The organism is Desulfovibrio intestinivivus (genome assembly GCF_053570665.1).
Genome location: NZ_JBRBQT010000001.1, coordinates 1028918 through 1047699, shown reverse-complemented (window position 1 = coordinate 1047699; position 18782 = coordinate 1028918). Strand labels below are relative to the sequence as shown.

The following is an 18782-nucleotide window of genomic DNA, read 5'->3' as shown; positions in this document are numbered from 1 at the left end:
AGGGGCGTTGATGGAGTGTGGGAAAATAGCGGGTGTGTGGGCACCTCGCCCAGGGCCCAAAAAAGGCGGCCCTGCGAATGCAAGGCCGCCCTGTGACTGCATGCAGCGAGAGTTAGGAATTCTTGAGTTGGGTTATGATGCGGGCCAGGTTCTGGGCCTGCGCCGCAAGTTCGGAAACAGCCTTGCTGGCTTCGCCCATTGCCTGTGATGTCTCAGACGCAATGGTATTGACGTGCTCCACCGAGCGGGCGATTTCTTCAGAGGAAGCGGACTGCTCCTCGCTGGCGGTGGCGATACTGCGCACCTGATCAGCTGTCTGCTCCGCAAGGCTGAGAATTTCCGCAAGCGCGGCACCGCATTTTTCGGCAAGGTCGGCAGCAAGGTTTACCTTGCCAACCGCCTGGTCCATGCGGCGCACACCTTCTTTGGAACTTTCCTGAATGGCCTGAATGGCCTTGCCCACATCCTGTGTGGAGGACATGGTTTTTTCTGCCAGTTTGCGCACTTCGTCTGCCACAACGGCAAAGCCACGGCCCGCCTCACCAGCGCGCGCAGCTTCAATAGCCGCGTTCAGGGCCAGCAGGTTTGTCTGGTCGGCGATGTCCGAGATAACAGTCATAATTTCGTTGATGGCCTGTGCGTGGACAGAAAGAGTGTCCATGTTGGTTTTGAGCCCTATTGTTTCGGCCTGAACCTCGTCCATGGCTCGCCGACACTTTGTGGTTACATCATCGCCTTCCTTGGCCTTGCTCTGTGTGGATGCGGACAGGTTTGCACCGGCTCCGGCGTTCTTGGCAACTTCAATGACCGTGGCATTCATTTCTTCCACTGCGGTGGCGGTGTCCGCAATGCGGTGGGCCTGCTGCTCAGCGCCGTGCGAAGATTGCTCGATCTGGGCGGAAAGTTCTTCAGAGGCTGATGCAATTACGTTGACCACGCCTTCAAGCTGGGTGGCGGCGTCAAGCAGGCCTTCCTTGCGGGCTGTTTCTGCCCGCGCGGTGGCTTCTTCGGCCACAATCTGTGCCTTGTGGGCCTGTTCCGCAGCTTCCTGAGCCCTGAGGGACTCTTCCTTGGCGTGGTCAATATGGCTCTTGAGGGCCGCAACCATGGCTACAATGGATTCGTACACGCCAGCCTTGGGGCTGCCATCGTCAATGTTGTAGTCGCCATCCACAACCCGCAGGGCGATAGTGTTCAGTTCGCCGGGGTCTTTACCCAGCTGCTTGTGGGTGCCGCGCAGGATAACAACCGCAGTGGCGGTTCCTGCCAGAACAGAGGCCACCAACAGGCAGATAACCAGAAGTTTTGCTGAGGCATACAAGTCGTCGCAGCCTTTGCTGGCGGCCAGGCTGCCTTCCGTGTTTATGCGGACAAGATCTTCCAGGTAGGCCGTGGTTTTTTCAAAAATGGCCCTCGTTTTGCCACGTGTGAGGTCACGCGCTTCTTCCAGTTGTCCTTTGTCGGCAAGCATGACCACATCTTTTGAAATATCCATGTAGCTTTGCCATTCGCGCAGGAAACCCTCGTAGGCCTTCTTCTCTTGGGTTGAAGCAATGAGCGGGGCATACTGCGACTTGTTCTTCTCAATGTCTTTGAGGGTGGCGTCCATTCTGGCCTGATAACGAGCCCTGTCCTGTGCTTCAGGGCTGTTGGCAAGCTGCACCTGGGCGAGTCGAAAATCTGATGTATTTACGTTGAGATTCAAGACATATCTGGTGGAGGGGAGCCAGTTTTGATTAATGTCTGTTGTGCCGTCATTGATCTTTGACATTTGCACAAGGCTGAAAAGCCCAAGGGCAATTGTCAGAGCCATTAAAAAACTTGCCATCAAGGATAACTTGACACTCAACTTCATGATGCTTCTCCACTGTGATAAGATCTGTTTAAACGGTTTGCTCAATCTTTTGTTAAAATTTTAATGGAATGGAATGCAGAGTTGATTTTGTATAAAAAATTTCTGCTACCATCATAGTATTATCGACATCTAATATGTTTTTGATAGGCATATATTGATTAAGTGTAAAAATATAAAAACACATAAAAACAAAAAAACAACATTGAAGTGAAGTATAAAAAGGAATTATAAAATATTATAATAATAAAAAGTACGTAAGTTCTATTTTGAGTAAAATAATACAGTGAAAATTTTTTTTTATGACAACATCACATACAAAATAATATAACTACTATGAGAAGTAGTTACGTTGTTATTAAGGCAGATGCTTGCGTTGATAATAATTTAAGCCCCAATTTATTCGGTTATGAAAATAGAATTGAATTGCAATAAAAAAATAATGCTGTTGTATTATTTGACCAAAAAGCACGAAACAGCGGGGCTACTTGCCCTTGATATAGATGGTAATATACTCCCATGTCTAGTCAAGAAAATTCCGTTATAGTAATAGGATGGAAAAATATTCTTATTTAAATGAAGCAGTTGCGAATATTCTGAAGGGCAGACGTGAAGCTCTTGGCATGAGCAAGCGTAAGTTGTCTGAGCTAGCGATGATAGAAAGGGCTTACATTACTGGATTGGAAAATGGTAAATGGAATGTGACATTGAATGTTTTATTTTTTTTAAGTGAAGCGCTTGAAATAAGGCCTGATGTATTTATTCAATTAGTTATGGATGAGGTTGAAAATCTGAAAAAAGGTAAAGCATTATGACAGTATTCTTTCATTTCTCAGGGCAGCGCAACAAAAAAAGCCGGAGCAATACTCCGGCTTTTTTTTCAGGAATGTTCGCCTTGCTGGCCTAGTAGCGGTAGTGGCTGGGCTTGTACGGCCCTTCAACTTTCACGCCGATGTAGTCGGCCTGCTCGGGGGTAAGCGTGGTAAGCTTGACGCCAAGACGGGCAAGGTGCAGACGGGCCACTTCTTCGTCCAGTTCCTTGGGCAGGGTGTAAACCTTGTTTTCCAGCGGCTCGGAGGCGAGTTTGAGCTGGGCAAGGGTCTGGTTGGTGAAGCTGTTGGACATAACAAAGCTGGCGTGCCCGGTGGCGCAGCCAAGGTTAACCAGACGGCCCTCGGCCAGTACAATGATGCTGCGGCCGGACTTGAGCGTCCACTTGTCCACCTGCGGCTTGATGTTCAGGCAGGTTATGCCGGGGGTGTTTTCCAGGTAGGACATTTCGATTTCGCTGTCGAAGTGGCCGATGTTGCACACGATGGCCTCGTCCTTCATGGCTTCCATGTGGGCGCCGGTGATGACATGGTAGTTGCCGGTGCAGGTCACGTAGATATCGCCCTGGTGAAGGGCGTTTTCAACCGTGGTGACTTCAAATCCTTCCATAGCGGCCTGAAGGGCGCAGATGGGGTCGATTTCCGTTACCAGCACTCGTGCGCCAAAACCGCGCATGGACTGGGCGCAGCCCTTGCCCACATCGCCGTAGCCCACGACCACAACAACCTTGCCCGCCACCATGATGTCGGTAGCGCGTTTGATGCCGTCAGCCAGGGATTCGCGGCAGCCGTACAGGTTGTCGAACTTGGACTTGGTGACCGAGTCGTTGACGTTGATGGCCGGGAACAGCAGGGTGCCGGCAGCTTCCAGCTGGTAGAGGCGGTGAACGCCGGTGGTGGTTTCTTCCGAAACGCCCTTTACCTTGGCGGCAACCTTGTGCCAGTGCTGGGGGGTTTCCTTGAGACGCAGCTTAAGTCGGTCAAGGATGCACTGAAATTCCTTGTTGTCGGTCTTCTGGTCAAGGATGGAGGGATCGTTTTCCGCCTCAAAACCTTTGTGGATCAGCAGGGTGGCGTCGCCGCCGTCGTCCACGATAAGGTCGGGGCCGCTGCCGTCAGGCCAGGTGAGGGCCATTTCCGTGCACCACCAGTAGTCTTCAAGGGTTTCGCCCTTCCAGGCAAAGACCTTGGCCATGCCGCTTTCCGCAATGGCGGCGGCGGCGTGATCCTGAGTGGAAAAGATGTTGCACGAAGCCCAGCGGATGTCTGCGCCAAGGGCGTGCAGGGTCTTGATGAGCATGGCCGTCTGAATGGTCATGTGCAGGGAGCCGGTGACCTTGAGGCCCTTGAGGGGCTGGGTGGGACCGTATTTTTTGATGCATTCCATGAGGCCGGGCGTTTCGCGCTCGGAAAGCTGCATTTCTTTTTTGCCAAAGTCAGCCAAAGATATGTCGGCCACTTTGTAGTCAAGGGTCAGGTCAAGAGGCTTAATCATTGTTTTCTCCTATCCGCAATTTTGTTGTTGTCGGTAAAATCTTGGGAAATATGAGCCGCTGGGCTAGGCTGTCAGCGGGCTTCGGCGCTGAGCAGAAGCATGGTCATGTTTCTGTTCACCTGCATGTGTTTGCAGTGCAAAACCGCAAAGCCAGCCGCAGCCAGATCAAGGCCAAGCTGCTGTTCGTCAAAGCCAAGCCAGCGGTCGCCGTAGCGGGAGCGCATGGTTTCATCGGCATGGCGTTGAAAATCGGCCACAAAGAACCTGCCGCCCACAGCCATGATGCGCCGGATCTCGCGCAGGCCTTCAGCCGGGTCTGAAAGATGGTGCAGCACAAGGTTGATGCAGGCAAAGTCCGCCTCGTGGTCGCGCAGCGGCAGGTGGCTCAGTTCGCCAATGCGCAGTGAAACGCGGCCTTCGGCCAGATCCTCCGGAGTAAAGCGGCGGCGGCAGATTTCAAGCATGCGGGCGGAGCCGTCCACCCCAATGACCCCTTGCGCCTTGGGCAGCATGCGTGCGAGCACAGTGCCAGTGCCGCAGCCAAGGTCCACAGCTGTGCCGCAGCCGTCAGGCATGGCATCAAAAACTGCCCCGGCCAGATCAAAACTGCCAAGAACCTCGCGGTTCAACTCGTCCCAGTCTTCCGCAATGGCGTTAAAAAACTGGCGGGTTTTAAGCGCGCGTTCTTCAAGAATCTGGGCGGCCATATTGAGGTCTGCCCGCATGGCGGCGTCCGGGTGGACAAAGGGCGTGATGGCGCGCAAAAAATCAAGATCTTCGCCCGCGCGAGGCGTGGCATAAAAAACCCACAGGCCATCACGGCGCGAAGTGAGCAGCCCTGCCTCGGTAAGAATCTTGAGGTGCCGCGAAACACGCGATTGCCCCATATCAAGGATACTGACCAGCTCGTTGACCGAGAGTTCGTAATGCAGCAGAATATGAACCAGCCGCAGGCGAGTTTCATCCGACAGAGCTTTGAAAAATAAAAGTGCCATTATCTGTCCAGTTCCAGTAAATCAAATTTGATTGATGTAAGTATCAATATATCAGCATATAGTCAATATGTTCAAAACAGGCATAGCCAGAAGCCCGCGCCCAACAGCACCCGTATCCCAGCCAGGATCAGGGGCGCTGCCTGTTTTTAAGGAACGATAATGGCCGTATTCCGTAAACGACAGAAAGACTCTCAGCCCATGCACGCCATGGAGGTCATGGCCTCAGTGATGGCGGGGCTTGGCGCGGCCCCCGGCCAGGGAGAAACGCGGGCGCGGTTACAACAGCTCTGGCTCAACTGGGGCATGGTCATGGGGCCTGATCTTGCGCCTTTGGCGCGGCCCATGGGACATCATCGGGATGTTCTGCTTATCGGGGCAGAGGATGCCATGCTGGCGCAGGAGCTGCACCTTATGGCGGGCGAAATGCTGGAGAGGGTCAATGCCTTTATGGAACAGCCTTTTTTCAGCGCCATAAAGGTCAGCCTGCTTATGGGCAAGGCAGGGCTGGACAAAGCCGCAACGCGGAAAACGGCAAAAGAGGATAAGCCCGTGCCCCGGTTACGAGCACCAGAGCCTCTGTGCGCCGAGGGCGTGTATCTGGAGGCAATGGATCCTGCATCGCCAGTGGCGCGTGCCTATGCGCGCTTTATTCGGCAGCGTCGCACACGCTGAGCACCGGCGGTCAACCCCGGCAGGGAGCCGCAACCGCAATGCGTATTGAGAACAATGAGCGTTCCGGACAGAAAAAACTGCCTGTGAGTACCCTTGCCTTCCCCCTTCTGTTTTATTCATGGCAGGTACGGTGTTCCATTTTCTTTAGGGTAAACCGCAAAAGAAAACATATCTTTTTTAAGTATATATATTGTGGTGTTATAAATTTTAATCGCACTTTGTGCATGCGATTTTGTTGTTCGCTTGCTGCGCTTTATTGACAACGCTTCTGGTGCGGTGCTAGTTTTCCCCAACGTTAACTGGGGATTTTGTGGCCATTGTTTGATGGTCTGAGCCTGCGGAGGGAATGAATGGACGTGCAGAAAACCATGGAAGACATTTGCCTGAAACAGGACAACGGCTGCGACTTTGCTTTTTGCGGTCGTCTTTTTTCGGAATGTTCCTGGTATGACGAATCGCTTGGCACACTTACTCGCCAAAAGCTGTATGTGACCGAAAGCAATGAACAGATCTATTACATTGTTCGTTCCAGCGGTCAGGAGCGCAGCCGTCACGCCTACAAGCTGTTCATGCGCGGCGATGTGTGCGTGATCCACAACGGCGTGACCGAAATGGCCCTCCAGTTTGACATGCTCATGCTGGCAGTGCGTGGCCTGTGCGGCCTTGATTCTGGCGCGACCCCTTCGCTCTCCATGGTTGAAGAGATGCTCAAGGCAGCCAATGCCTGATTTTTCCATATAGCCGCAGTCACCGCGTATGCGTTGGCGGCAGCAACCTCCACATGAAACGGCCCTCTTTGCGAGGGCTTTTTCATTTTCTGCAGCCTTCAACTTTTTGCAACCCGCTGGCGCGCCATTCGCTGCATACCGCCTCTCAAGGCAGACAATCGTTGAAAGAGCTGGGCAAGTCCTTTACTCTTGCAAATAATACGCAAGTATCAGAGTGGCGCCCGGCAGGCTTTTCTGCGTGCCACCAATCCAATAAGCCAGCGAGGCAGACATGAGCAATACTATTACGCCCGGCATGAACGGCACTGCAGAAACCACTGTTACCGAGGCCATGCTGGCAAGCACGGTGGGCAGCGGCAAGGTCAGCGTGTTTTCCACGGCCATGATGGTGGCCTGGATGGAAGGCACTGCCGTGGATGTGGTGCAGCCAAGCCTGGAAGACGGGCAAGCAACCGTAGGAACCGGCATCAGCGTCAGCCATGTGGCAGCGACGCCGCAGGGTATGAAAGTGCGTTTTACTGCGGAAGTAACCGCAGTTTCCCCCAACGGCAAAGGCCTGAGTTTCAAGGTGGCTGCCTATGACGAGACAGGGCTGATCGGCGAGGGGACGCACGAGCGCGTGGTTGTGAACAAAGATAAATTTGAGAGCAGAACCAGGGACAAGGCAAAAGCCTGACAAACAACCCTCCCTGCGGGATTTCAGCGGCACTGGCTTATGGGCTTTTGCCTAAAAACACAGTAAACTACTCATGTCTATGCAACCCTTAAGGAGTAGTTATGGGCAACCTTACTTTTGTCGGCATATCGGGCAGTCTGCGCAAGGCTTCGCGCAATACCGGGCTTTTGCGGTGCTGCGCAGCGCATCTTCCTCAGGGTGTAAGCCTTGAAATTGCAGATATTTCCGCTCTGCCGTTTTACAACGCGGATATTGAAAAACCCGCTGTGGTGCAGCGCCTCATTGATCAGGTGAGCGCAGCGGACGGGCTGGTTCTGGCCTGCCCCGAATACAACTATTCTCTTGCTCCCGCGCTGAAAAACGCGCTGGACTGGCTCTCACGCGAACCCGACCTCGCGCCCCTTACAGGCAAAACCGCCTGCATCGTGGGTGCCGGCGGCGGCATGGGCACATCGCGGGCGCAGTACCATCTGCGTCAGGTGTGTGTGTATCTGAACCTGCACGTACTGAACAAGCCTGAGCTTTTTTCCAACGCTTTCACGCCTGCCTTTGCCGATAACGGCGATGTGCAGGATGAAGCCCTTGCGAGTCAGGCAACGGCCCTCATGCAGGCCATGACCGATTGGACGTTACGGCTGAAGTAGCCCCCGATCTGCCAGCCCCGTGGACAGGCCGCTGCTTCGGCAGTGGTTTTCTGCGGGGCTGCGCGTTGGCAAGGAAATAGAAATGGCTGCCAGTCAGGGAAAAGACGCACAACGCTTCAGGTACAACAACCGCAGGTTTGAGCGCATGCCGGGCATGAGCCTGCTGCTGGACGCGTATGCCCTGGTGGATTGCGGCGTAGCGGAATCCATCGCGCTCCAGAAGGAGCCGCCAGCCTGCGGGCCGGGGTGCTGCTATTGCTGTATCCAGCCCATCCCTGCCACCCCACTGGAAATTCTGGCCTTGCGCCTTTTTGCGGAGCTGGAGCTTCCACCCTCCAGGCGGGATGCTCTCAAAGCAGCCTTTGCGCTGTTCCGCAGAGAGCGGACAACTCTTGGGGGTGCCTGCCCTTTCCTGTTGGAGGGGTGCTGCGGCGCTTATCCTGTACGTCCGATTGCGTGTAGGCGCTATGTAGTTTTCGGTCAGCCGTGTAAAGCGGGCGAGGATGCCACCCAGACCCGCCCTGCTGATGTGCTGCACCCGCGTCAGGATGCCATGCAGGCAGCCTTGCGGCTCACATTGCCCTGGTACAGGGAGCGGTACACCCTGCCGGAACACATTACAGCGGAGGAAGCACAGGCTTTCTTTCGCGGTGTCACCACGCTCTTGCAGGCCGTGCCTTGGGCAAACTACGCCTGATCAAGCCGATTCAAGCTGACCGCCAAACCACGCCAGCCCAACCCGGCCGCCAGCTCAGGCCAGTTAGACTAGCCTTGATCGGCTCCTGCGCCTGCGTGTATTTGCACCGTCCGGATGGTCAGGGTTTTGACAAATCAAGCCGGAGCATAGGGCCGTTGTTCAGGCTCACAAAAAGGCCCAGCGGCACGTTGACAGCCGGACTCACCGGTACGGCCAGATACTCACCGACCTTCCAGCCTTCAGCCATGAAGTGGATTTGTTCGCCTGCCAGTGTGGTCAGTATTTGCTGATAAGCGGAGCCTCCGGCGGCGCTGTCTGCAAGCATCTGCCGCTCCAGAAGATGTGATGCAGCAAGCCGTTGCAGAAATACGGGCATAAGCCTGCGCCAGTCCGTTTTGTTGAGCCGCAAAACCGCAATGCGCTCAATCTTTGAAATATCCTGTCCGTGAAGCACCAGCCACAGATCGCTGAACGAGGTGGTGGCCGCAGACGGTTGCACGTTTGACGGTGCGCCATTGGCGCGCACCAGCCATGCAGCGTCAATGCCCGCATCTTGCAAGGCCTGCGGCAAGCCGAGCGTTACGGGCTTTTGCGCGGCCATGTCCGCAGGTGCCTCCAGCGCTGCCACGGCGGCGGTGGCCACGGGCGGTGCGCTGTATACGCCGCCAAGGCCCAGCATCCAGGCAGCCCAGAGGTTGGGCCATGTTTCTGGTTGCGCGGGCAAGGCCTCATCCATCTGAACAGGAAAGACCGTCGCCGGAATACTGCGCTGCACCACAGGCAGGGGCAAATTCTTGTCTATGGCTCGCTTGCGCGCGCCGGGACGGTAGATTTCGCCAAGCAGGCCGAAGCGGGGCGGCGCATCCTTTGGCTGAGCGGCATCGCCCATGACCTGCAACGTGTCATAGCGCTCCTGCAATTGCAGCCCAAGGTGGAGCATGCTGCCGTTGGCGGCATTGGTCATGGTGTTGCGCCAGTTGGAACTGCTGGCAAGCAGAGCCAGCAGGGGAATAAGCAGTGCAGCCATGAGCGCCCGTTGGGGCAACCGCGCCAAGGCGCGTTCCACAGAAGGGAACGCGTTCAGCAAGCCCCAGAGGGCAAAGCCGCAGGCATAGGCTGAAAAAATAGTCAGACCTGCGGGCAGCTTGCCAGTGGAGCTGATGGTCACATCACTGAGGGCATGCACCACGGTGAGCAGGGCTGAAAGCCCCAGATACGCGGCTATAGCCAAAACTGCCATCAGCAGGCCGGAACGCGCAGTTCCCCTGGCAAAGGCCGGGCATTGTCCGCGCATGCCTCGCAGCGCAAGCACCAGCAGCAGAACAGCCCACGGCCACAGCCCGTCAAAAAACCAAAAAGCTACATGCCGCCATTCGTCAAAAGCTGCGGCAAGCTGGCGCAGTTGTACGTCTGTGCCGATATGGCGGGCAGCCCTGCGCACCTGATTGCCCGGGGCAAGAAAGGAAAACAGCAAAGCTCCGAAAACCCATATCCACAGAACGCTTAAATGGCGCAGACGGGTGCGGGCGCTTTGCGTGGCATCGGGTTCCGTCTCCCTGCTTGCAAAGTGATCCACAAGGGCCAACAGAACAGCAACCGTGCATGCCGCCAAAGCCGCCAGCGCTGAATGCTCAAACACACCCACGGTCAGTACACCCACAATGATGGCCTGACGCCGCGCCTTGCGGGCCTCGGTTGTCGGAGCGGCCCACAGGCGGCAGAGCATCCACAGAAAGACAAGGGTCATGGCCTGCAAAAGGCCCATGGTGAGCGCATCTGTCAGCAGGTAGAAGTTGGGCAGGCTCTGATGACCAGCGAGCACCACAAGCACGCCCAGCAGCCCGCAAAAAGCAGCAGGGCCACGCCGTATGTTTAGCACACGCGCAAGGCCGAACAGGCCAAGGCCGAACAGCGCCGCCACTCCTGCGCATACAAGCCCGTAGAGGGGGCGGATTTCCCCGGCCTTGCCCAGAAAAACCGCCAGAAAGTGATAGGTGTAGCGTCCGCTCCAGGTCAGCCATTCGCGGGCAATTTCATACAGCCCGCCGGGCAGATCAAAGGGGAACATGGCTCGGGTGACCTCATCAAAGTCATCCCCGCGCGGGAACAGAAAGCCAAAGGCATAGGCAAAGGGCAACAGCAGAGCCACAACTGCCCCCCACCATCCCCAACCGGGAGCAGGCAAGGTAAAAGTATCCGCCTTAAATTCAGGGGCCGGGGATTTACCGCTGTGTGCGGGGCAGGAATCGGCAGGGTGCGCCATATGCTGACAGACCTTGTGTTTGCGCGGGAGGCCCCGTTACCGGAACCCCCCGCGCTGTATTTTGGGAATGTATGCTGGCCTTGCAGAAACAGGAGGCCGAGCCTGAATGGGCAGGCCGCCCGATGATAAGGCTGTTATTTCAGGTCAATAACGCGCACTTCGCCGCGCATTTCGTTGGCCTTTTTGCGGAAGGTCTGGCGGCGGTCCTCACCATCCACCTGACCGGCCAGCCATTCAACCACGTGCATGACAGGGCGTTTGTCGCGCATGTTGATGAGGCAGCGGCCAATACCGATCTTGCACGAGGGACAGCCCACAATCACGGGGCCGTCATTGCCCTGTTCAGAGGCTTCGCCAAGGCGGATCTGCTTGCGCGAACGCAGCAGGTTGTAGATGTCGGGCGAGGTCATGGCGCCCATGCCCGATTCGCCGCAGCAGCCGGGGTTGAGCGTAATCTTGGCACCGCTGAAGTCGCCCAGCGCCTTGATAATCTGCTTTTGTCCCTTGATCTTGTGCACATCGGCCCATTCGCAGTGGCACGCGCCGTGGTACAGAACCTTTGAGCCTTCCGGCAGGGGAGCCTTAAGCTTGTCCTTGTCCAGCAGGGGCAGGGTAAGCTGGCCCACATCGCGCAGGGTCAACTGCGGGAACTGCGTTTCCATGTGCAGGCGTTCAAGGCCGTCACGGCACGAGCCGCAGGCTGTTACCATATGCTTGCAGTCAAAGCCCAGCTTGGCAAGATTGCGCAGCATGGAGGCCAGATACTGCCGGTTCTGGGCCATGTTGTCTTCAAAGGCCGTATCCATGCCCGCAGCCAGCAAGGGGAAGCCGCAGCACATGTGCCGGGGCGGCACGGCTACGGCAAAGCCGGCCTTGAGCAGCAGCATGACGGACGAAACGCCGATGCGGTCATAGAACAGCGCGCCGCCGCAACCGGGGAAGTACAAGACGCAGGGCATGCCCGGCGTTGGCTCGGCAGGCGCAAAAATGGAACCCCTGTGCAGCTTGAGGGTTTCATACAGATTTGTGTAGCCCATCTTGGGGCCGCGACCGGAAAAGAGCGGACTCTTCAGGCGGCGTTTCCACATTTCTGGCACGAAACCGAGAAACTTGTTCTGCATCTTTTGCCCGAGCGAAGCCATTTTGGCCGCCTTGGGCGCACGGTGCTGGATGTCGCGCGAGAGCCACTCAAGGGCATGCCCCTTGATGGGGTGCCCGCCAGCGCCTTCGTGTTCCAGCAGGGCGCGCAGGGTAAGGGCCACCTCGCCCGAGGGAATTTTGACCGGGCAGTTGGCCATGCAGCGGCCACAGGCGGTGCAGTGCTCCACAATATCGCGCAGGGCCTTGTGCAGGCTTTCCTCGATGCGGCCCTTGTTGACCTGGCTGTAGTACACGGCCTCCAGCAGCATGCCCAGCACCATGTTCTTGTTGCGGGGGTGGTACTGCATGGAGCGCTCGGGATAGCACATGGAGCAGACCTGCTTGCACTTGCCGCAGCGTGTGCAGACCTGAATGGAGGTGAGCAGGCTGATGAGCTTTTCCTTGTCGGGCAAGCCGCTTTCGCGAATATCGCGGATCAGGCGGTTGAACGAGAAGGTAAAGGGGCGCACCGGCAGTTCGCGGAAAACCAGCTTGGCCGGGTTCATCACATCGCGTGGATCCACGCGCTCCTTGAAGGCGCGCAGGGCGTCCATCTTGTCTTTGCCGAAAAAGGCGATCTTGGTGATGCCGATGCCGTGCTCGCCCGAAACCTCGCCGCCCATTTCCTGGCATTCAGCCATGATGCGGGCTGCGGTTTCTTCCGCTTCTTCAAGCATGTGGGCATCGTTGGAGTTCACAGGGATGTTCACATGGCAGTTGCCGTCGCCCGCGTGCATATGGCTGGCAACCACAATGCGGCTGGCATCCATGTACTCCCTGATCTTGTCGATCTTTTTGGCAAGATGGGGGTATTTTCCCTTGAGCTTGGCAAGAAAGTCTTCTGCGCGGGCGGCCAGTTCCATATCCGAAATTTCGGTGGCGGCAACATCGCCCGAGGCAGCCTTGGAGGCCTGCGAAAACTCGCGGTTAAAGTCCTTGTCTTCCATGGGGAAGCCCGGCAGACGACCCACTTCCTGCAAGGCGTAACGGTAGGAGGCCGCCGTGCATTCCAGGTTGATCTGCTCGAGGAACAGCGCAAAGTCGGGGATGCGGTCCATGGGGATGACCACGTCTTCGTTCATCTTGAAGCCGGAGGTGCGCTTGGCGATGGCCGAGAGCTTGTGGCGGTCTTCCCAGAAGCGTTCGCCTTCCTTGTCGTCGGCGGCAACGATGATATCCACGTTGTCCTGCTGTTCCACAACGCCCACGATGTCGCCCACGCATTTGTCGAGCAGGTAGGGATCGTCGCCATCCACCTGAAGGATGATAACCGAAATGGGCGAGCCCTCGTATTTTTCGGACTTGCGCTTGTATTCGATGGCCTGCACGTACTTGGCGTTGAATTCTTCCATGGCCGACAGGTGGGCGTAGTCGCCTTCCTGCCGGATACGGTTGCGCAGGGCCACCAGCTCGCGCACCACGATGGCAGCGGGGTGCATGGAGCGGCCAAAGAATTCAAGCACCATGACGCGGCTGTACTTGGGCTTGGGGTGAACGATAAAGCAGGCTTCGGTAATGATGCCGTCCACGCCCTCTTTCTGCATGCCCGGCAGGCCGCCCAAAACCTTGTTGGTCACGTCCTTGCCAAGGCCCGGCAGGCGGATTTCGTCGCCGCGCAGGTGCACCACGTTACGTACGCCGCCGCTCACGTCCTTGACCACAAAGACGGCGGTTTCGTCAGGCAGAATTTTGTGGCGGGGGTGGTTTTCACGTTCAACGGTGATGATTTCACCCGTGGGCGTGACCATGCGCCACCACAGCAGATTGTCCAGCGTGGTGCCATATTCAAAGGCGCTGGGGCCGCCCGCGTTTTCAGAAACGTTGCCGCCGATGGTCGAGGCCTGCTTGGAGGCCGGATCAACGGAAAACAGCGCGCCCGCGGTATCCACAGCGTTGATGACGGCCTGGGTGATGGCCCCTGCCTGACAGGTGACTGTCATGGCTTCAAGGTCAACAGGCCCGATGCGCGTCAGCCGCGTAAGGCTGACAATAACCGTGCGCTTGCGCGCGGGTACTGCGCCGCCGGTCATGCCGGAGCCGCCGCCGCGCGGAATGAGCGCAAACTTCATGTCGTTGGCAAGCTTTACAAGCTCGGCCACCTGCTCGGTATTGTCCGGCTCAACCACCAACAAGGGCAGTTCCATGCGCAAGTCGGTGGCGTCTGTTGCCGATTCCACCATGGCAGCGGGATTGGTCAGAATGCATTCATCGGGCAAAACGCCGTGCAGGGCGTCCACCAGTTTGGCGCGGAAGGCGGTTTCGGCCTCGTGGGCCGACCAGAACATGGTGAGGCCTTCGCTGATGGCTGTGGCGTAATAGTGCGCCAGGGAGACCGATTCCTTGTCATAGCTTTCGCGCACGCTGGTGCGCACGGTTTCCGCATTGATAAATGGGTTGTAGGCCACCAGAAAAAGTTCTTCGGCTATGGCGATGGCCAGGTTGCGCACAGATTCGGGCCATTCTGCAAAGTCATCAATGTTGATGCGCAGAATCCTGTTCACCACGTAGTCGGGAGAAATGGAGATATGCGGACCCTTGTGGGGCATGACGTTCTACCTCGTAAAGCTCAATGAAGCTCTTGCGGCGTTGCCGCCGGTCAAATCCGTTAAGACAGGCGGGGCATGCTCAATCCACCCCCTGTTTTCCCGCGCATTGGCGAGCCGCCCAATAGCCGACCATGCCGAACCGATGCCCGTAGTGATGCGGGGTCGGGCGGCATGGCAGTTTGGAAAAAACTCGCGCTCTCGGCTGGCCGCAGGCCGCCGAAAATGTCCAAACCCATCGGGCAAGCCGAAGGTCTGCAACGCGGGGGAAGCCTTTTCTCTACGTTCTATATTGATGGATGGCAAGTGTGCAGGACGATGGCCCGTACCACCATACATCATTCCCCCTGCCATAACAGGATTAGTAGTCTTTGACATTTGGCAAGCTGTAGATATCCTTCTGCCAGACGGGGTTCTTCTGGGAGTCCAGGCATTCATTTATGGAGCTATTCACATGTTTATCATAAAATTACAGCCAATAACGGATGTTTTTGACTGGCTGCATTCTGCCTGGGAGCGTGCGGCCACCCAGCGCCGCGTGGCCCTGTGCATCCTCTGGGTATATCTGCTCTCCCTGCTTGGGGTGGAACTCAAGCGCATGGGCATCCTGCCCCCGTGGCTTGCCGCGATTACGCCGCACAGCCATTTTTACGCCATTCATCTGGCCTTTACCCTGATTCTGGGGCTTGAGGTCATGAGCCTGATTCTGGCGATCCCCAGTTCCCTTTCGCAATCCATGGGCAAGCAGTTTGAGATACTTACCCTCATTTTGCTGCGCAACGCCTTTAAGGAACTGGCGCATTTGCCGGAGCCGGTCAGCGTGGTTGACGACCTGCTGCCGGTTATCAGCATCGCGGTTTCCGGGGCAGGGGCTCTGGCCGTATATATGTGCCTTGGGATGTACAAGCGCATAGCCCGGCAGCACCTGCATTTTATCGCCACAGCCGATCTGCGCATGCGCTACGTCATGAGCAAAAAAATGCTGGCCTTGGCTCTGTTTGTAATATTTATGTTCATCGGCTCCCGTGATTTCATGCATTTTGTCAAAACCGGCGAAGACCTCAAGTTCTTTGAAACCCTCTATACCGTTCTGATTTTTGCAGATATCGCCATGGTGCTCATTGCACAGCGGTATATGCCCGCCTTTCACGCGGTGTTCCGCAATTCTGGTTTTGTCATAGGCACCTTGCTCATGCGGCTGGCCCTTTCCGCAAGCCCCTTGTGGAGCCCTGCCATTGGTCTTTTCGCCGCGCTCTTTGTGCTGGCCGTGACCTGGGGCACCAACTACTTCACGCCGCTACGGCATCAGGGCTACTGCGTGCGTGAGGTGGAATCCACCGATTAACCAATTGCCAGAAGCTTTTTTGTTCCAAAGGTGTCTAATAAACTGGGGGCAAAGATGAATGATGAATTTAGGCAATGGCTTGTTAGCAAGGGATATAGTGTTATAACTCCTAGTGGTAATTTGAGCACAGTTTATGACTATGCAAATCGTATTGATAAGGTTTGCCAATGGGAAAATATGACATGGTTAGCTCTTGCTGCGAAGATTGAGCCAGTTGTTAAAGAATATAGCGCCGGAGGAGTAAAATCTGAGAGGGGGAATAAGTCACATCGGGCAGTAATAAATGCACTGCTTCGATTTGAAGAATTCCTTTCAGCAGGACGGTGATTATCTCGCGCAGTAGTGGGAACGGATTGATTATAAAGAAAGTGTTTGTGACAGGTATCAACAAAAAGTCCCGCGCTGTAGACCAGCACGGGACTTTTTTAATCATTTGTGGACAAGGCTAGTAGGCGTGTTCGTCCTTGAGATCTTCATTGGTCACAGGGGCAGAGAACAGCCTGTACATCCAGAACTGGTACGCAAGCACGATGGGCACCATAACCAGGGCCACCCCCAGCATGATCTTGAGCGTCAGCTGGCTGGAAGCGCCGTTAAAGGCCGTAACCGTGGCGGCAGGATCAATGGAAGATATGATCATGCCGGGGAACATGCCCGCCACGCCAAAGAAGGTAACGCCAAGAATGAATACGGCGCTGCACCCCCAGGCCAGCCACAGCTTGCCCGCACCCAGCATGATGCGCGCACCCACAAGGCCCGCCAGCGCCAGCAAGGGCAGAACAAACAGAACAGGCATGGCCAAAAAGTTTGCATACAGCTTGGTGTACATGGCGGTGAGAACCAGAAAGACCACCAGCAGCAACAGCATGACAGGCCACAGGAATGTGGCCGATGCCACAGCTCGGGTTTGCAGGCTGCCTGTGCTCTTGATGGCCAGCCACAGGGAGCCGTGCAGCAGGAACATGCACAAAAAGAACACGCCGCCCGCAAGACCGTAAATGCTCAGCAGGGCAAGCAGATTGCCGTGGTACACGCCCTTGGCGTCAATGGGAATGCCCATGAACAGGTTGGCGAAAGCCACGCCCAGAAGCACGCAGGGGATAAGGTTGGCAAGAAAGTGCACACCGTCCCACAGGGCGCGCCAGCTGTCATGTTCCACCTTGTTGCGGAATTCGAAGGAAACAGCCCGGAAAATAAGGGCGAACAGCAGCAGAAGCAGCGGAGCGTACAGCGCGCTGAACATGACCGCATAGGCCTTGGGAAAAGCCGCAAAGGTCACGCCGCCAGCGGAAATAAGCCACACTTCGTTGCCGTCCCAGAAGGGCCCGGCAGCATTGTACATGATGCGGCGCTCAGACTCGTTTTTGCCCAAAAAGGGCAGCAACGCGCCAAGGCCCAGATCAAAACCGTCCAGAATAAAGTACACGGCCCACAACAATGCCCACAGCACAAACCAGATGGTTTCCAACATGGCTATACCTCCTGGGCGTCAGGGCCCTTGATGGCGTATTTACGCAGCAAGTAAATGTCCAGAAGGCCAAGCAGGGAATACACCACTATGAAGGCACCCAGCGAAATGGCGACATTCTCGGCCGGAACTGGCGAAACCGCGTCGGAAGTGCGCATGAGACCATAAACAATCCAGGGCTGGCGGCCAATTTCGGCCACTGCCCAACCCAGCATGATGGCAACGTAGGGCAGGGGGATGTTCCATACCAGCGCCTTGAGCAGCAGGGGGCAGGGTTCGTCCTTCTTGCGTTGCAAAAAAGCGCCCACGGCCAGCAGCACAAACAGGCCAGCCATGGCGATCATGCCGCGGAAGCTCAGGAAGGTAGGCATGACCGGGGGGCGGTCTTCCTTGGCAAAGTCCTTGAGGCCCTTCACTTCGGCGTTGGTGTCGCCGTAGGCAATCCAGCTCAGCAGACCGGGAATGCCAATGGCCTGAACCTTGTTTCCTTCATTGGCCTCGTCAGGCCATGCCAGCAGATAGAAGGGCACGTTGCGCCCGGTCTCCCAGTGGGATTCCAGCGCGGCCAGCTTGGCAGGCTGCACCTGGGCAACAGTCTTGCCCTGCTGGTCGCCCGAAAGGCCCAGCAGCAAAACAAAAATAAGGGTGAAAGGCGCGGCCATCTTGAAGGAGGCCCTGAAAAAGTCCACCTGGCTCTTGCGCAGCAAATGCCAGGCCGAAACGCCCAGCACAAAAAAGCCGCCCAGCGCCCACGATGCAAGCACCGTATGCGCATACATGCCCCAGGCGTAGCCATTGGTTACCACCTGCCAGAAGTTGGCAAGCTCTGCACGGCCAGCTGCCTCATTGATGGTGTAGCCCACCGGGTTCTGCATAAAGCCGTTGGCAAGAATGATCCACAGGGCGGAAAGGTTGCCCGCAAATGCCACAATGTAAATGGCGGCAAGATGCATTTTTTTGCTAACGCGGTTCCAGCCGAAGTGCCACACTGCAAGGAACGTGGATTCCAGAAAAAAAGCCACCGTGGCTTCAATAGCCAGCAGGGAGCCGAAAATATCGCCCACGTATTCCGAGTAGCGAGACCAGTTGGTGCCGAACTGGAACTCAAGCGTGATGCCCGTCACCACGCCAAGGGTAAAGTTGATGAGAAAAAGTTTTCCCCAAAATTTGGCTTGTTTTTTCCAGAATTCGTCACCGGTACACACATAGCGGGTTTCCATCCAGGCGAGAATGACGGAAAGACCGAGCGTAAGCGGTACGAATATGAAATGGAAAAAAACGGCCACAGCGAATTGCAAACGCGAAAGCATTACAACGTCCATGTAGGCCCTCCTTGAATATCCTTCTGGCGAGATAGCTTTTTTCCCATCAAATGGCAAGTAGTTACGAATATCATTTTACCCGTATGCGTATGAATCCTGCGGGCTTGATGTT

Annotated in this window: 15 protein-coding genes; 8 read left to right on the top strand and 7 right to left on the bottom strand. The window is 56.1% G+C overall.

Going from position 1 to position 18782, the window contains the following annotated elements; all coding sequences use genetic code 11:
• Window positions 1-112: 112 nt before the first annotated feature.
• Complete coding sequence (locus tag ACUZ9P_RS04395; protein ID WP_449248787.1) at window positions 113-1855, bottom strand: HAMP domain-containing methyl-accepting chemotaxis protein; 1743 nt, start codon at window positions 1853-1855, stop codon at window positions 113-115.
• A 551-nt stretch (window positions 1856-2406) separates the two neighbouring features.
• Here ACUZ9P_RS04395 and ACUZ9P_RS04390 point away from each other — a divergent pair.
• Window positions 2407-2667 carry a helix-turn-helix domain-containing protein gene (locus ACUZ9P_RS04390; RefSeq protein ID WP_449248786.1) on the top strand — a complete coding sequence of 87 codons (261 nt, stop codon included), beginning with the start codon at window positions 2407-2409 and terminating at the stop codon, window positions 2665-2667.
• Window positions 2668-2755: 88 nt separating this feature from the next.
• Here the strand turns inward: ACUZ9P_RS04390 and ahcY are convergent, their stop codons facing one another.
• Window positions 2756-4177 (bottom strand): adenosylhomocysteinase, encoded by a 1422-nt coding sequence (ahcY, locus tag ACUZ9P_RS04385; RefSeq protein WP_449248785.1) that lies wholly within the window; start codon window positions 4175-4177, stop codon window positions 2756-2758.
• A gap of 71 nt (window positions 4178-4248) precedes the next feature.
• The gene (locus tag ACUZ9P_RS04380) at window positions 4249-5172 is read right to left on the bottom strand and encodes an ArsR/SmtB family transcription factor (protein ID WP_449248784.1); all 924 of its coding nucleotides are present in this window, start codon (window positions 5170-5172) and stop codon (window positions 4249-4251) included.
• A 159-nt stretch (window positions 5173-5331) separates the two neighbouring features.
• Between ACUZ9P_RS04380 and ACUZ9P_RS04375 the strand changes: the two genes are divergently transcribed.
• From ACUZ9P_RS04375 to ACUZ9P_RS04355, 5 genes are all read left to right on the top strand, one after another.
• On the top strand, window positions 5332-5844 hold the full coding sequence (locus ACUZ9P_RS04375) for a DUF721 domain-containing protein (RefSeq protein WP_449248783.1): 513 nt from the start codon (window positions 5332-5334) through the stop codon (window positions 5842-5844).
• 350 nt (window positions 5845-6194) lie between these two features.
• The gene (locus ACUZ9P_RS04370) at window positions 6195-6572 is read left to right on the top strand and encodes a hypothetical protein (protein ID WP_022658986.1); all 378 of its coding nucleotides are present in this window, start codon (window positions 6195-6197) and stop codon (window positions 6570-6572) included.
• A 271-nt stretch (window positions 6573-6843) separates the two neighbouring features.
• Window positions 6844-7248 (top strand): thioesterase family protein, encoded by a 405-nt coding sequence (locus ACUZ9P_RS04365; RefSeq protein ID WP_449248782.1) that lies wholly within the window; start codon window positions 6844-6846, stop codon window positions 7246-7248.
• A 101-nt stretch (window positions 7249-7349) separates the two neighbouring features.
• Complete coding sequence (locus tag ACUZ9P_RS04360; protein ID WP_298997658.1) at window positions 7350-7892, top strand: NADPH-dependent FMN reductase; 543 nt, start codon at window positions 7350-7352, stop codon at window positions 7890-7892.
• 82 nt (window positions 7893-7974) lie between these two features.
• Complete coding sequence (locus ACUZ9P_RS04355) at window positions 7975-8589, top strand: YkgJ family cysteine cluster protein (RefSeq protein ID WP_449248781.1); 615 nt, start codon at window positions 7975-7977, stop codon at window positions 8587-8589.
• A 118-nt stretch (window positions 8590-8707) separates the two neighbouring features.
• On the opposite strand, the gene ACUZ9P_RS04350 is transcribed toward ACUZ9P_RS04355, so the two are convergent.
• On the bottom strand, window positions 8708-10738 hold the full coding sequence (locus ACUZ9P_RS04350; RefSeq protein WP_449248780.1) for a hypothetical protein: 2031 nt from the start codon (window positions 10736-10738) through the stop codon (window positions 8708-8710).
• A 248-nt stretch (window positions 10739-10986) separates the two neighbouring features.
• Window positions 10987-14538, bottom strand: a complete 3552-nt coding sequence (locus ACUZ9P_RS04345; protein WP_449248779.1) for an FAD-binding and (Fe-S)-binding domain-containing protein — start codon at window positions 14536-14538, stop codon at window positions 10987-10989.
• Window positions 14539-14989: 451 nt separating this feature from the next.
• Between ACUZ9P_RS04345 and ACUZ9P_RS04340 the strand changes: the two genes are divergently transcribed.
• Both ACUZ9P_RS04340 and ACUZ9P_RS04335 read left to right on the top strand, forming a co-directional pair.
• Window positions 14990-15880: a hypothetical protein gene (locus ACUZ9P_RS04340; RefSeq protein ID WP_449248778.1), complete on the top strand. Its 891-nt coding sequence runs from the start codon at window positions 14990-14992 to the stop codon at window positions 15878-15880.
• Window positions 15881-15934: 54 nt separating this feature from the next.
• Entirely contained in the window at window positions 15935-16207 is a 273-nt protein-coding gene (locus tag ACUZ9P_RS04335; protein ID WP_449248777.1) for a hypothetical protein, read from the top strand.
• Window positions 16208-16325: 118 nt separating this feature from the next.
• On the opposite strand, the gene cydB is transcribed toward ACUZ9P_RS04335, so the two are convergent.
• Window positions 16326-17351 (bottom strand): cytochrome d ubiquinol oxidase subunit II, encoded by a 1026-nt coding sequence (gene cydB / locus ACUZ9P_RS04330; protein WP_449248776.1) that lies wholly within the window; start codon window positions 17349-17351, stop codon window positions 16326-16328.
• Between the two features lie 2 nt (window positions 17352-17353).
• The gene (locus ACUZ9P_RS04325; RefSeq protein WP_449248775.1) at window positions 17354-18670 is read right to left on the bottom strand and encodes a cytochrome ubiquinol oxidase subunit I; all 1317 of its coding nucleotides are present in this window, start codon (window positions 18668-18670) and stop codon (window positions 17354-17356) included.
• Window positions 18671-18782 lie beyond the last annotated feature (112 nt).

Coding starts and splice junctions, on each gene's coding strand:
- ACUZ9P_RS04395 (WP_449248787.1), bottom strand. CDS start 1,855: ATGAAGTTGAGTGTCAAGTTATCCTTGATGGCAAGTTTTTTAATGGCT.
- ahcY (WP_449248785.1), bottom strand. CDS start 4,177: ATGATTAAGCCTCTTGACCTGACCCTTGACTACAAAGTGGCCGACATA.
- ACUZ9P_RS04345 (WP_449248779.1), bottom strand. CDS start 14,538: ATGCCCCACAAGGGTCCGCATATCTCCATTTCTCCCGACTACGTGGTG.
- ACUZ9P_RS04355 (WP_449248781.1), top strand. CDS start 7,975: ATGGCTGCCAGTCAGGGAAAAGACGCACAACGCTTCAGGTACAACAAC.
- ACUZ9P_RS04325 (WP_449248775.1), bottom strand. CDS start 18,670: ATGGACGTTGTAATGCTTTCGCGTTTGCAATTCGCTGTGGCCGTTTTT.
- ACUZ9P_RS04390 (WP_449248786.1), top strand. CDS start 2,407: ATGGAAAAATATTCTTATTTAAATGAAGCAGTTGCGAATATTCTGAAG.
- cydB (WP_449248776.1), bottom strand. CDS start 17,351: ATGTTGGAAACCATCTGGTTTGTGCTGTGGGCATTGTTGTGGGCCGTG.
- ACUZ9P_RS04380 (WP_449248784.1), bottom strand. CDS start 5,172: ATGGCACTTTTATTTTTCAAAGCTCTGTCGGATGAAACTCGCCTGCGG.
- ACUZ9P_RS04375 (WP_449248783.1), top strand. CDS start 5,332: ATGGCCGTATTCCGTAAACGACAGAAAGACTCTCAGCCCATGCACGCC.
- ACUZ9P_RS04365 (WP_449248782.1), top strand. CDS start 6,844: ATGAGCAATACTATTACGCCCGGCATGAACGGCACTGCAGAAACCACT.
- ACUZ9P_RS04335 (WP_449248777.1), top strand. CDS start 15,935: ATGAATGATGAATTTAGGCAATGGCTTGTTAGCAAGGGATATAGTGTT.
- ACUZ9P_RS04370 (WP_022658986.1), top strand. CDS start 6,195: ATGGACGTGCAGAAAACCATGGAAGACATTTGCCTGAAACAGGACAAC.
- ACUZ9P_RS04340 (WP_449248778.1), top strand. CDS start 14,990: ATGTTTATCATAAAATTACAGCCAATAACGGATGTTTTTGACTGGCTG.
- ACUZ9P_RS04360 (WP_298997658.1), top strand. CDS start 7,350: ATGGGCAACCTTACTTTTGTCGGCATATCGGGCAGTCTGCGCAAGGCT.